11 protein-coding genes are annotated in these 12,702 nt (G+C 59.1%); 3 read left to right on the top strand and 8 right to left on the bottom strand.

Annotated elements, in window-relative coordinates:
- The first annotated feature begins 244 nt into the window (after window positions 1-244).
- A complete protein-coding gene (galU, locus tag JWU58_RS09635; protein ID WP_041477294.1) occupies window positions 245-1,078 on the top strand; it encodes a UTP--glucose-1-phosphate uridylyltransferase GalU in 834 nt (277 codons plus the stop codon).
- Between the two features lie 30 nt (window positions 1,079-1,108).
- Window positions 1,109-1,522 carry a mannose-1-phosphate guanylyltransferase gene (locus tag JWU58_RS09630; RefSeq protein ID WP_071173032.1) on the top strand — a complete coding sequence of 138 codons (414 nt, stop codon included), beginning with the start codon at window positions 1,109-1,111 and terminating at the stop codon, window positions 1,520-1,522.
- A gap of 178 nt (window positions 1,523-1,700) precedes the next feature.
- On the opposite strand, the gene JWU58_RS09625 is transcribed toward JWU58_RS09630, so the two are convergent.
- The 8 genes from JWU58_RS09625 to JWU58_RS09590 all read right to left on the bottom strand — a co-directional run bounded on the left by JWU58_RS09625 (window position 1,701) and on the right by JWU58_RS09590 (window position 11,277).
- Window positions 1,701-2,831 (bottom strand): SGNH/GDSL hydrolase family protein, encoded by a 1,131-nt coding sequence (locus tag JWU58_RS09625; RefSeq protein ID WP_206421829.1) that lies wholly within the window; start codon window positions 2,829-2,831, stop codon window positions 1,701-1,703.
- 110 nt (window positions 2,832-2,941) lie between these two features.
- Window positions 2,942-3,988, bottom strand: coding sequence for an acyltransferase family protein (locus JWU58_RS09620; RefSeq protein ID WP_206421828.1), 1,047 nt, complete (start codon window positions 3,986-3,988; stop codon window positions 2,942-2,944).
- Window positions 3,989-4,000: 12 nt separating this feature from the next.
- Entirely contained in the window at window positions 4,001-5,104 is a 1,104-nt protein-coding gene (locus JWU58_RS09615) for a hypothetical protein (RefSeq protein WP_016775461.1), read from the bottom strand.
- Window positions 5,095-6,327: an MATE family efflux transporter gene (locus tag JWU58_RS09610; RefSeq protein ID WP_123441999.1), complete on the bottom strand. Its 1,233-nt coding sequence runs from the start codon at window positions 6,325-6,327 to the stop codon at window positions 5,095-5,097. Before JWU58_RS09610 ends, JWU58_RS09615 begins: the two co-directional genes overlap by 10 nt.
- Window positions 6,324-7,436, bottom strand: coding sequence for a polysaccharide pyruvyl transferase family protein (locus JWU58_RS09605; protein WP_206421827.1), 1,113 nt, complete (start codon window positions 7,434-7,436; stop codon window positions 6,324-6,326). The genes JWU58_RS09610 and JWU58_RS09605 overlap by 4 nt, the downstream gene beginning before the upstream one ends.
- Before the next feature lie 15 nt (window positions 7,437-7,451).
- A complete protein-coding gene (locus JWU58_RS09600; protein WP_122603757.1) occupies window positions 7,452-8,534 on the bottom strand; it encodes a glycosyltransferase in 1,083 nt (360 codons plus the stop codon).
- 40 nt (window positions 8,535-8,574) lie between these two features.
- The gene (locus JWU58_RS09595; RefSeq protein ID WP_123441998.1) at window positions 8,575-10,797 is read right to left on the bottom strand and encodes a polysaccharide biosynthesis tyrosine autokinase; all 2,223 of its coding nucleotides are present in this window, start codon (window positions 10,795-10,797) and stop codon (window positions 8,575-8,577) included.
- Window positions 10,798-10,836: 39 nt separating this feature from the next.
- Window positions 10,837-11,277 (bottom strand): low molecular weight protein-tyrosine-phosphatase, encoded by a 441-nt coding sequence (locus JWU58_RS09590; RefSeq protein WP_123441997.1) that lies wholly within the window; start codon window positions 11,275-11,277, stop codon window positions 10,837-10,839.
- A gap of 288 nt (window positions 11,278-11,565) precedes the next feature.
- Here JWU58_RS09590 and JWU58_RS09585 point away from each other — a divergent pair, with 288 nt between their 5' ends.
- A complete protein-coding gene (locus tag JWU58_RS09585; RefSeq protein ID WP_123441996.1) occupies window positions 11,566-12,522 on the top strand; it encodes a cellulase family glycosylhydrolase in 957 nt (318 codons plus the stop codon).
- The last annotated feature ends 180 nt before the right edge of the window (window positions 12,523-12,702 follow it).

The following is a 12,702-nucleotide window of genomic DNA, read 5'->3' as shown; positions in this document are numbered from 1 at the left end:
ACTGTTTGACGGGTACTTATTAGCACTCCCTGGACACTTATCACTATCGACAGATACCGACTAAAAATAACTAATAACCAAGTAGTCGACATCTCATAACATTAGCGCTTTTTAACAGCGCAACTAATTGCCAGCAACAACCTGACTCGGGTATTAAAGTAAGCCTTCAATAATCATTGAAACTTGCCGCCACTTTGTGGTGCGCAACCGTCGCCTGTGTTCCATGACTGTCCAGGATACTTTTATGATTCGTAAATGTTTGTTCCCCGCTGCCGGCTACGGCACGCGTTTCTTGCCGGCGACCAAAGCCATGCCGAAAGAGATGCTGCCGATCGTCAACAAGCCGTTGATCGAATATGCCGTTGAAGAAGCACGGGACGCTGGCCTGCAACACATGGCCATCGTCACCGGCCGGGGCAAGCGCGCGCTGGAAGACCACTTCGACATCAGCTACGAACTCGAGCACCAGATCCGTGGCACCGAGAAAGAGAAATTTCTCGCCGGCACCCGCGAGCTGATCGACACCTGCACCTTCTCCTACACCCGTCAGGTGGAAATGAAAGGCCTGGGCCACGCCATTCTCAGCGGTCGCCCATTGATCGGCGACGAGCCGTTTGCCGTGGTGCTGGCCGACGACCTGTGCCTGAACCTCGAAGGCGACGGTGTGCTGTCGCAGATGATTCAGCTGTACAGGAAATTCCGTTGCTCGATCGTCGCCATCCAAGAAGTCCCGGCCGACCAGACTCACAAGTACGGGGTGATTGCCGGTGAGCTGATTTCCGAAGGCATCTACCGGGTCAACAACATGGTGGAAAAACCGGCGCCGCAGGACGCGCCGTCAAATCTGGCGATCATCGGGCGCTACATCCTCACCCCGGACATCTTCGACCTGATCGCCGACACCGAACCGGGCAAGGGCGGCGAAATCCAGATCACCGACGCACTGATGAAACAGGCGCAGAACGGCTGCGTGCTGGCCTACAAATTCAAAGGCCTGCGCTTCGATTGCGGCGATGCCGAGGGCTACTTGCAAGCGACCAATTTCTGCTACGACAACGTGTACCTCAAGGGCCGCTGAGACGCCCCCCATCACCAGAGGCAGGCAACCATGAACATTGCACAACATTCGACAGAGATTGAACGTGAGGTGGGCAACCTCGGGGTGATGAGCTGGTTGTCGCGCCATCAACCGCTGCCCAGCGCCAATGAGACCTGGCTGGGCACGATTCTGCTGGTGGAGCGGATCGGTGTGTTTCCTGCGTCCGGCGATATCCGCCGGCCGATGCGCGATCCTTATCCGCTGCTCGCGCACCTGAAGGCGTTGTATGGCGAACAGGCGCTGGAAATGGATGACCGCGATGGCCTGAAAGTGATCTTCAGCGACTGGCGCTTTCGCGTGCGCATCTGCTGCAACGACCCGGCGATCATCATTAATGTTGAAACCCGCTGCGATGCGCGGTTGATGCCGCGCAAGCTTGACGAACTGCTGGGGCTCATCGACGCCTTCAAGCACGACGCCTGATCACCCGGGCGTCACGCCGATCCATTGTGGGAGCGAGCCTGCTCGCGAAAGCGGCGGCACAGTCAGCATTGATCGTTACCACGCTCCGCGTGGGAATGCATCCAGTGACGCTCTGCGTCACGCTGCGGAGGGACGCGGAGCGTCCCGGGCGGCATTCCCACGCGGAGCGTGGGAACGATCATGGTGGCGAGTCGTCGCAACCGGTACTCGTACCCGTTATCCAGCGATAAAAATAATCGGCAATCACCTTCCCGCCCGTGGCCGGCAACGGATGAATCTTGTCCGGGCCGATCATCGCGCTGGCGTAGCGTTTGACGTCGGGGCCGAACGCGCATTGCAGGTTGGCAAAACCGAGCTGCTGCTCACGCGCCCACGGTTCGAGCACCTGCGCATAGGCCGACATCGGATAAGCACTGGAGCGCGTGGTGTCCTGACGCATGATCAGGTTGATGCTCGCCGCCGGCTGAATCTCGCGCAGCATGCTCACCAAGCCCTGGACGTTTTGCAGGTACTGCGCAGGTTTGACGCCGAAGCCCTGATCGTTGCCGCCGAGCATGATCAGGTAAACATCGGCCGGGATCTTCGACACCACGGCTTTCCACTGCGCCTGCCACTGTCGATCGGCGTGATAGAAATCCGCGGATGCCGCGCCGGAGGCCGCCAGTTTCGACACCCGAATGCCCTTCTCATCATTCGTCATCCAAAGGCCGAACAACGTGGGCGCGCCCTTCACCACTTCCAGTCTGAATGACCAGTCTGCGGCCGATGGAATGCCCGCTAGCGCGACTTCCTGAACGCCTGAGCCTGCGAGTTTCAACGGTTGCCAGGCTTGCGCGGGCGACCAGCGATAGCGCAACTCATCGGATTCGCCATTGCCCAGATACAACAGTTTCGCCTGAGTGACCGTGGTATCGATGCGCGGCGAAGGGCTGGCATCGACTTGCAACCAGGCGCCCGGCTTGCCGCTGATCGTGCGACTGTCCGGGCTGGCCTGGCCCAGCTCGGAAACCTTCCAGCCGCCGCCGAAGTATTTGTCGCTGCTGCGGGTGTATTTGAAGTGCGTGCCGCCCAGCGCCGCGCCATGGTTGAAACCGACGTAACCGGGGCCGGCAAAACCCACCTCGGCGGCCACTCGCTGCACCAGCTTGTTCAGGTAGAAATCCTGCCCGGCGGTGTAGCTGTCGCCGATCACCGAAACCGCCAGCACCGTGCCGGCCTTGCCCTCGCGCCACTGCGCAAAGCGCTGACGAGCATCGTCTATCGTGATGGCCGAAGTGGCGACTGGTTGAGGGGCGTCTACTGGCATCATTGAATATTTTCCTTTGTCCGGGATGGCCCCTTCGCGAGCAGGCTCGCTCCCACAAAAGACCTTGTGCAATTCACACAACCTCTGTGGGAGCGAGCCTGCTCGCGAAGCTTTCAGCTGTTCTGCGTCTGCACCACCGGAGCGACAATCACCGGTGCTGTCTTCTTCGCCGCACGCTCGCCAAGGAACAGCACCGAAGTGAAGTTGAACCGGCTGAACACCATCGCCAATAGCACCGGCCCGAGCAATCCACAACTCAGACCACCAAGCACCAGCAAGCTCTCATCCTTCACGCCGAGGCGCCCGAGGACAAACCGCGAGGTCGCTGCGAACAGCACATGAAAAAGGAAAATCGCATAGGAATATCCGCCGAGCCAGGTCAGCGCTTTCGAGCGCATGTCACTCGACAGCAATGCGATACAAGACACGCACCCCACCGTCAAACCAATCAGGCTGCGGCGATCGACAATCAGCTCACGATCAATCGCCGCGACATACAACAGCGTCAGCGAGATCAGCACAAACAGCAGCGGCCCGATCACTTTGAAACGCTGTTTCAAAACATCGACATTTTCCTGACCGATCATCCCTGCAACAAAAAACGGCAGCAGGTAAATCGCACCGTTGATACCGAACGCATCCAGCGGCAACGGCGGCAGCAGGAACAACACTGCCGCAAACGCAAACAAGCCATACAGCCGCGTTGCTGAATGCAACAGGCCGCGCCACTCCAGCAAGCCGACGAAGATAAAAATGCTGAAAACCGCCTGCAGGAACCAGAAGTGGTTGATCGGCACCCAGAACGACAACAACGCATCGATCACGCCGACGTCCTTGTTCACCCCCGGCCCCACCGCTTGCAGCACCGAGAACGGCACGCCGACGCAGAAAAGCGGCACGATCAGCCGCCGCACCTTGCCGGCAAAGAACGCGGAAAAGTCATTGCCGCGAATCTTGTAGATCGAATAGATGTAGCCGGAGATGAACGTGAACAGCGGCATGCGCACGTACACCATCGAGTCGGCGATGACCCGGAACGGCGAGCCGATGTCGATCTTCAAGCCGCCGCCCAGCGGGCCGATGACGTGATAGAGCACCAGCAGCAGGCACGCCAAGCCGCGCAGGGTTTCGATCTCCAGGGATTTTTTCTTGCTCGACATAGAGCACCTGCCTTAAGTGAGAATTCTTGATTCGACCTGCACCGGTTTGTTCGCGCGCAGCATCAAGCCCAGGCCGACGAACAACACCGGCACGACCATCGAGAAGTGTCGGGCGAAGGAGCCGAAGTCCGGCTCGAACAAGCCTTGCACTAACAGAAACGCCAGCGGAATCGCGATCAGTTCCTTGGGTTTGGTCTGGATCGGCGCGCCCTTGTAGTCGGTCGAAGTGATGACTTTGAACAGCAGCAGTGCAGTCATGATCATCAGCGCAACGAAGATCACCTGCCCCGGCCCGGACAGCAGAATCAGCTCAACCGGGAACGACAGCCGGAAGAAAATGATCATAGAGTCCAGCGCCTGGGAGACGAAGTCACTGCCGCTGAGCCACGAGACGATCAGCGATTTCGAGCCCTCCTCGCCCGCCGTGCGCAGCTCGTTGTTGCTCGCGCGGATCGATGACACCGGAAAGCCCAGCGCCAGCTGAATGGCCATGGCCACCGCCAGATAAAACAGGAACAGCATCAGAAAGAAGGTGAAGCGCGAGACGTACTTTTTCATCACGCAGACGCCGACCCACGACAGCGAAAACAGGATCCAGTACGGCCGGATCAGCACCCCGTAAATCACCGCCGAGAGGAAAAAACCGCCGCGATATTTGCGCGTCAATGCGCTGAGCAGAATGCTCAACACCGCCACCGACACGATGATTTCCTTGGTCAGGTTCTCGAGGAAAAACGAACGCACGATGCCCCATAGGCACAGGGTGCCGAAAATGGTCAGCGGCATGCGCCGAAACACCACCACCGGAATTGCAGTGAGGAAGAAATTGCAGAACATGCCGTAGGCCCAGGCGTTGGTCAGGTTGATCCCGGTGGGCCGCAGCAGGAACGCCGAACATTCGTAGGACGAGCGATCCGGCGAGAACGGGTTCCAGAAATTGCAGTTGTCGGCGCGCGCATATGACGACCACAAGGTCATCGCATCCGGCCCCGGATCACGCGGCACCAGCAACGGCATCGCCACTGACAGAAACAGCCCAGTGAACAGGATCAGAAAGGAAATCGACGAATCGAATTTGCGCCCACGAAACTCGATGCGCGGCAGTTTCAGGCCCATGACAGCGCAGCCTTTTTCGCGCCGCTGACACGGGTCAACACTGCAATCACACTGAGCTGCACAACGATGGCGAAAACGTTGCCCCACGCCGCGCCATAGATCGAGTAATGCTTGATCAGCACATAGCTGACCGGCACCGAAATCAGCAGGCAGAGCGCCGCGCTGGCCAGCGACACCCGGCTGTTTTTCGAGGCAATCAAACCGCCCCAGACAATGTCGCCAATCGCCCGCAAGGCGAAGGAAAAAATCAGCACCGCGAGGAGCGCGTTATCCGGACGCGGCACGCTGGCGGCGACGTAATCGAGCAGCACATTGAAAAACACATAGATCGCCACGGCCACAACCGCAGAGACCACCAGCGAGCGCATCACCCATTTGTTGACGAACAGTTGCCTGACCGTGAACGCCTGTTGATCGGCCTGGAAACGCTTGGCCAGCACCGGAATGCCGACCACTGCCACCACCGCGTACGACAACGCCTGCAAGGTGTTGGCCGCCGACCACGCGTACACATATTTACCGAGGCTGGCGTAGGGCTCGAGGTCGATGATCAGAAAGCGCTCGGCGTACTGACTCAGGGCGATCAGACCGGTGCCGAGATAGAACGGTAACCCGGCCTTCCACACCGTCGCGGTGTCCAGCGGCGCGGCTTCGTGCCCCTTGTGCACGTTCACCACGATCAAATAACCGGCGATGATTACCAGCACGTTGGCGGCGACCCACAGCCACAACACACTGGCGATGCCCGCGACCCAGCCGAGCACCATGCCGCCCACCGCCAACACCGCCCACAGGCCGGTCTTGATGAAGAACAGCAGGGCACCGGCGGTGGCTTTCTGCGCAGAAAACACGAAGGAATTGATTTCGAACGACAGGTGCTCGGTGAGCAGCACCAGGGTCACGCACAGGATCAACGTGGCGGTCGCTTCCACCGACTGGAACAGCGAATAGATCAGCACCGTCAGTATCGACAACAACAGTCCCACCGCCAGATACAGCAGCAAAACCTTGTCGACCACCCGCCGCGAACTGCCGCCGACGCTGATCAGCCGGTTGATCTCGGAACTGAAGCCGACGCTGTAGAACTTCGATGCGATCAACGACGCCGCGACCACCACACCATAAAAACCCAGCGCCTCGTAACCGAGGTAATGGGTGATGGCCAACACCAGCAAGAACTTCGCGCCCAAGGCTCCGCCGCGAAGCAACAGCCGAAATATCATCGAACGACACCCTTGATGATTTCGTCCATGGCCACGGTTTTCGCTTCGATTTCGCGGCAGGTGTCGGTCAGGCGCTTGCCGAAATCCGCCAAGGCATTGGGCGCGTAAACGGTGTTGATGATGGTGTCGACGTCGATGTCGCCGCCGTTGATCACCCAGTCCTCGACGCCCATGTCCTGATAGGCGCCAAAGCCTTTGCGCTCGTAGCTGATGTGATACGCCGGCACGCCGGAGAGCAGCGATTCGATGGCGCCGTGCAGACGCACCGAGATCACCAGGTCCGGTTGGTACTTGGCAATGGTTGCCTTCAGCGACAGCAGATCTTCGTTGATGCCCAGCTCGCGGTAGAACGCGCCGTCATCGTTGCCACGTACGGCGCTTTGCACGGCGCAGACCACTTTGCTTTTGTTCTTCAGACGCTGCAGCAGCAGTTTCAGATTGGCCACGTAGGCGACCTTCTTCTCTTTGCTCCACTCCGGGGGCTTGCGCAGCACCACGCAGACTGTCGCCGGCGAGGCGGCGCAGCGGGTGAATTTCGGTTGCTGAAGAATCTTGCTCGCCAGCGACTGCACCGCCAGATCCGGCGCGCGGTAGACGTTTTCGCAAGCATCGAAGATGGCCGAGGAGCGGTTGTCGCGAACGAACACCGCATCGGCGCTGGCGTAGTGTTCGACGATCTTGCTGCTCTCGCCGTGGAACGGGCCGATGCTCTGCGGCAGGTACACCGACGGCACTTTGCTGAGAATCGCGGTTTCCAATTGCTTGGCGTGGCCGAGCTTCAGCTTGATGTGCTCGAAGGCGCTTTTCGAACGCATGTAACCGCCGCCAACGCCGACGATCAGATCGGTCTTCTTCAGCAGATCAGCGAGCCCGGCGTAGGACTGATTGAGAAACACCGCTTGCTTGACCCGCCCCAGACCCTTGGCAGCCATCACCGGCGCATTGAAACGCGGGTGCGGCAGGTAGTTGAACGACTCAGGGTCGGACGCCACGACACTGATCGCGGTGTCGTCACCGAAGTTACGCTGCACCAGAGCAATGGCCAGATCGACGAGCAGACCGTCACCGGAGTTGGACGCACTGTAGCCATGCAAAATCGTTACGTTCATAAGCTTGAGTTCTACTTAATAAGTGGGAGCGTGATACAGGTCGTAGGTCTGGCGGATCATCAACGCGGCGCTGAAGCGTTCGCGGACAATGCTCCGGCCTTCGTTGCCGAGGTCGAGCAGGCGCGGCTTCTGGATGATCGTCAAAACATCGGCCAGCGCCTGGTGATCGCCGGACGGAAACACGTAGCCGGACACTTCGTTGGTGACCAGTTCCGGCAGTGAAGTGCAGTTGCTGGCAATCACCGGCAGCCCCATGGCCATGCCTTCCAGCGGCACCATGGCAAAGCCTTCCCAGCGACTTGGCACGATCAGCGCATCGGCTTTCTGATACAGCGCCTGCACTTCACTAGGGGTCACCCACGGCAGGTACTCGACCGAATCCATCGGCGGGCACTCGACCGAGTCTTCGTTGACCGCACTGCCAACCACCGTCAGTTTGAGGTCGTTGCGATTGACCTTGGCGTAGGCCTTGAGCAGCACGTCGAAGCCTTTCTGGTAATCCAGACGCCCGACGAACAGCAGATGAATCGGCTCGGCGCCAGCGCTTTTCGGCGCGTCATCCTTGTGATGAATGCCGTTGTAGATCAGCTTCATGCGCTTGCGCTCGATGCCGAAACGCGCGGCTTTGTCCAGCTCGTACTGGCTGACGCAGATGATCACGTCAGTGACTTTCTGCAGCACGCGCTCGATCCACGCATAGACTTTCTGCTTGGTCGGCGAGCTTTCCATCAGGAACGAAAACGCATGCGGGCAGTAGACGATTTTCGGCTTGCGCCATGGTCGCAGCAGCACACACACAACACGGCCGATCACCCCGGAAAAGGTGCTGTGCAAATGCACGACGTCGGGCTTTTCCTTGAGCAGCACCTGGCTCAGACGCCAGGCGAAACGCAGCAGCGACGGCACGTTGCGGCCACTGCGTGGAAAAGTGCGCACCTGCTGCGGGGCGATGCCGTGCAGCTCCCTGGCCTGATCCTCGGGCACCAGATAGACCAGTTGATAATTCGCCGCGTCATCTTCAGGCGATGCCGAGATCGTGCGGATCACCGTCGCCACGCCACCTTTGATCGTCTCTGCCACGTGCAGTATTTTTTTCACAGCTCACCCACTTCAAACAGGAAAGAACAATCGGCAACCATCAGGATTTGTCGGACGCGTATTCGTAGTTGTAATAGCCAGTGCCGCCGTAATAGCTGGCCGCACGCTTCTCGACACCGTTGAACACCGCGCCTTTCAACTCGATGCCGTTCTGGGCGAAGCGGCGAATGGTCAGTTCGATCTCTTTGGCCGGGTTCACCCCAAAGCGGGTGACGATCAGGCTGATGCCGGCTTCGCGACCGACGATGGCGGCATCGGTCACTGCCAGCAGTGGCGGCGTGTCGATGATTACCAGGTCGTAGCGCTCGCTGAGCTCTGCCAGCAGTTCGCGGAAGTTGGCGTGCATCAGCAGCTCGGAAGGATTGGGCGGCACTTGCCCCCGGCTGATGAAATGCAGGTTGTCGACTTCGACCTTGTTGATCGCCTGTTCGAGGGTGCAGCGCTTGACCAGCAGGTCGGACAGACCGTTGCTGATCGGGGTGTTGAGGGTTTTGTGCAGGTGCCCTTTGCGCATGTCGGCATCGATCAGCACCACGCGCTGGCCGCTCAGGGCCATGACCGCCGCAAGGTTGGACGAAACAAAGGTCTTGCCGACCTGCGGGCTCGGCCCGGAAATCATGATGCGGTTGTTGGTCGAATCGAGCCCGGCAAAGTGCAGGCAGGTGCGCAGGCTGCGGATCGATTCGATCGACAGATCGGTCGGGTTGCGCAGCGCCAGCAGGTACGCAGGTTTGTCGACGCCGTCGCGGGCGCGGCCCTTTTTGTTGTCCTCTTCTTCCTGCAAGGCGCTGTAGGGAATCGACGCATAAACCGGCAGGCCCAACTGCTCGATGCCCTCCGGGCCTTCAAGGCCTCGGCTGAGGGATTTGCGCAGCAGCACCAGCGCCACGCCGACAAACGCGCCGAGCAATGTCGCGATCAGCACGATCAGTGGTTTCTTCGGTTTGATCGGATTGGTCAGGTCGACATCGGCAGTGTCGATCAGGCGCACGTTACCGACGGCCCCGGCGCGGACGATGTCGAGTTCTTGCGATTTGTTCAGCAACTGCGTGTAGATCTGCGAAGCCACCTCGACGTCGCGGGTCAGGTTGAGCAATTCCTGCTGGGTGGCCGGCAAGTCCTGAACCTTGCCCTCGAGGGATTTCTGCTGCTGGGTCAGCTCGCCGATCTGCGTCATCAAGGCGCGGTAGGCCGGGTGCTGTTTGGTGAACTTGCGATCGAGTTCGGCCTGCTGCATTTTCAGCTCGGAGATGCGCGTTTCCAGCGCCACCGACTGGCCCAGCACCGACTGGGTTTCCAGCGAGATGTTCACGGTCTTGCCGTGGGTCTGGTAGGCATTCAAGGCGTCGCTGGCCTTGGCCAGATCACGCTTGACCTGGGGCAACTGGCTTTGCAGGAAGGCCAGGCTCTGCGCGGCCTCCGCCGAAGTGCGCCGTACGTTTTGCTCGACGTAGAGCGAGGCGATCTTGTTGAGGATCTTCACCGCCTCGGCCGCGTCCGAGCTGGCCAGCGCCAGACGAATGATTCCCGACTCCTTGCCCTGTTCGGAGATATCCAGCGCGTCCTGATAGCCCTGAATGGTCACGATGCGTGGATTGCGCACCACCTGAAAGCGCGTGCCGGGATTGGCCGACAAGTGCGCGATCTGCCCTTCTACGCCGTCGTTGGCAAACGCTTCGCCGGCGACGCCTTCGGCGAGCAGATTGTCGTTTTCATCGAACAGTTGAAAACGCTGCTGCTCGCCGGCGATCAGGGTGAGTTTCTTGCCGAGCAGGTCTTTCGGCAATTGCAGCCGAGTGAATTCCAGGCGCTCGCCACCCCAGGCATAACTGGTCAAACCGAAACGCGGCGGCGCGACGCTGGTCTCGCTGTCTCCGCGATAACGCCGCGAAAGAAAGCCGCCGATCAACGGGAACGTGTTGGGGGTGACGTCGATATCCAGGCGCAGGTCGTCAACGGTTTTGCCGATCACCGCGCGGGATTTGATGATGCCGATTTCGGTCACCGACGGCGATTGCCCGCCGAGCATGCTGTTGAGGTCGGAAAAACCCAGCATGTCGTTCTTTTTCGGTTCGACCTGCACCAGCGCGTTCGCCAGGTACACTGGCGTTGCCAGAACCGCATAGGCGACGCCGGTGACCATGAAGGCACCGGTCAACGCGCCGATCAGCCACTTCTGGTCGATCAGGCTGCCGAAGATGCCGAGCAGATCAATACTGTCTTGATCATTGTCGCGGGTGCCGATTACGGACGGTAACTGCATAAGTCTGTTCTTACCATTTACTGTTCTGAAGAATATTCATCAATGCCCGAGACGCTTTGCCCATGAACTAACAGCATCTTCAATCAATGCGTGGGCATGAATAAACGCGGCTTTGCCTTGACGATACGGATCATGTATTTCGCGCTCGCTCTGCCACTTGCCGAGCAGAAACACTTTGCCTCGGGCGTGCGAGGCAATCTTCAGCACTTGATTGACGTGGGTCTTTTCCATGACCAGGATCAGGTCCGAGTCATTGACGATGTCCGAGGTCAGTTGCCGCGCCTTGAAGGCCTCGGCGCAATGCCCGTGTTCTTCGAGAACCTGCCGCGCCGAGGCCTCCACGCCCTCGCCGACGCGGGCGGACAGGCCGGCGGAAGACACGGTGATGGCGGACGGGCCCAGCGCGTTGCGCAGCAGTAGTTCGGCCGTCGGACTTCGGCATATATTGCCCACGCAGACAACGAGGATCTTTTTGAACAAGTCTTGCTTTCCTGTGTAATATCAAACAGCCAACATGCCGTGAAAGTTAATGAACCCCACGACTTTCCTGCACTCAGAAATAGCTTCGCCCTGTTAGTACAGGAACATTAAGTACCACAGCGTTTTAAGCCGCCCCAACCACAATTAGCGGACTAAAAATAACTGTGATTTTCAGTTGCTGTTTTCCTGACAAAAAATAACATTCGCGCACTTAGTGCCATCACCGTTATCGGAAATTGAGTAACGGGATAAATATTCGTAGTTGTCATTCTCTTCAGGAGAGCAGACATGAAAACAGCACAGCGCAATACACTCGCCGCCCTCACCCTGATGGCCCTCGGTGCCACCAGCCAGGTTCACGCCAGTGAGCTGTTCCCCAACCTTCCAGCGAAAACCATCGGCGTGCAGGTGAAAATCCAGAGCTTCACCGCCGCCGATGCCGCGCAAATCAAGGCCGCAGGCTTCAGCTTTGTGCGCTTCGGCGTGTGGAGTGACAGCCTCACCGCCAAGACTTATCAGAAACAGGTCAGCGACGCCTTCGCCGCCGCCGCTTCCGCCGGCCTGCCGGTGCTGCTGACGGTGCGCGCGATCAAGGCATTGCCGGCCACTTCGCCAGAGGAGCTGAACGCCGCCGGCGCTAAGTTCGCCACCACCGTGACCGGGCTGGAAAAATCCTGGAGCTCGCAATTGGTGGCGATCGAAATCTGGAACGAGCCGGACCTGGAAACCTATTGGCCGACGCGCAATTTCGATACCACCTTCGTGCCGTTCATGGCCGGCATGTGCAAGGCCTTCGAAGGTCAGCCGCAGACGACGCCACGGGTCGGTTTCGGCTTCGCCCGGCCGCCAAGCGCGGGCTCGGCGTCGACGGTGGCGATGAAAAGTATCGTCAGCGAGTACCCGAAATGCCTCAACGCCGTGTCTTATCACCCTTATGGGATGACCGCCACGCAGATCAGCAACGCGCAGACGTTCATCCAGCAGAACTTCAATCTGCCGGGAGTCATCAGTGAATGGGGGGTTTCGGCCCTCGCCTCCAACGGTGGTCCCGAGGGGCAAGCGACCAAGATCAACGCGTTTATTACCGACGTTAAACGCCTGAATATTCCCCTGACCTCTATCTATGAATGGCGGAACAGTGATTCCGGCAGCAACGATCGCGAAAAGAACTTCGGCTTTCTCACCTCTGACGGCCAGCCAAAACCGGCGCGCTTGTCGGTAGAAGGTCTGTTGAACGCTGAGTAAGCCTTGGGCAACCGGTCTGTTCACAGGTCGGTTGCTTTGAACCTGTGGGCTGTTTTGGCATCGTATTCAGCGACACCGCGCCCCACCTTTCAAACAATCGTTTTCAGGTTGTTGCCGCAGGGGCCATCGATCCACGAATGCACCCTTGAGTGCCCGTCAGCGCTCGGGTAATGTCTTTAG

Origin of the sequence: Pseudomonas atacamensis, assembly GCF_017167965.1 — a bacterium.
Classification (GTDB): domain Bacteria; phylum Pseudomonadota; class Gammaproteobacteria; order Pseudomonadales; family Pseudomonadaceae; genus Aquipseudomonas; species Aquipseudomonas atacamensis.
The sequence above is the reverse complement of the archived record's forward strand: the minus strand, read 5'-3'. Positions and strand labels throughout refer to the sequence as shown.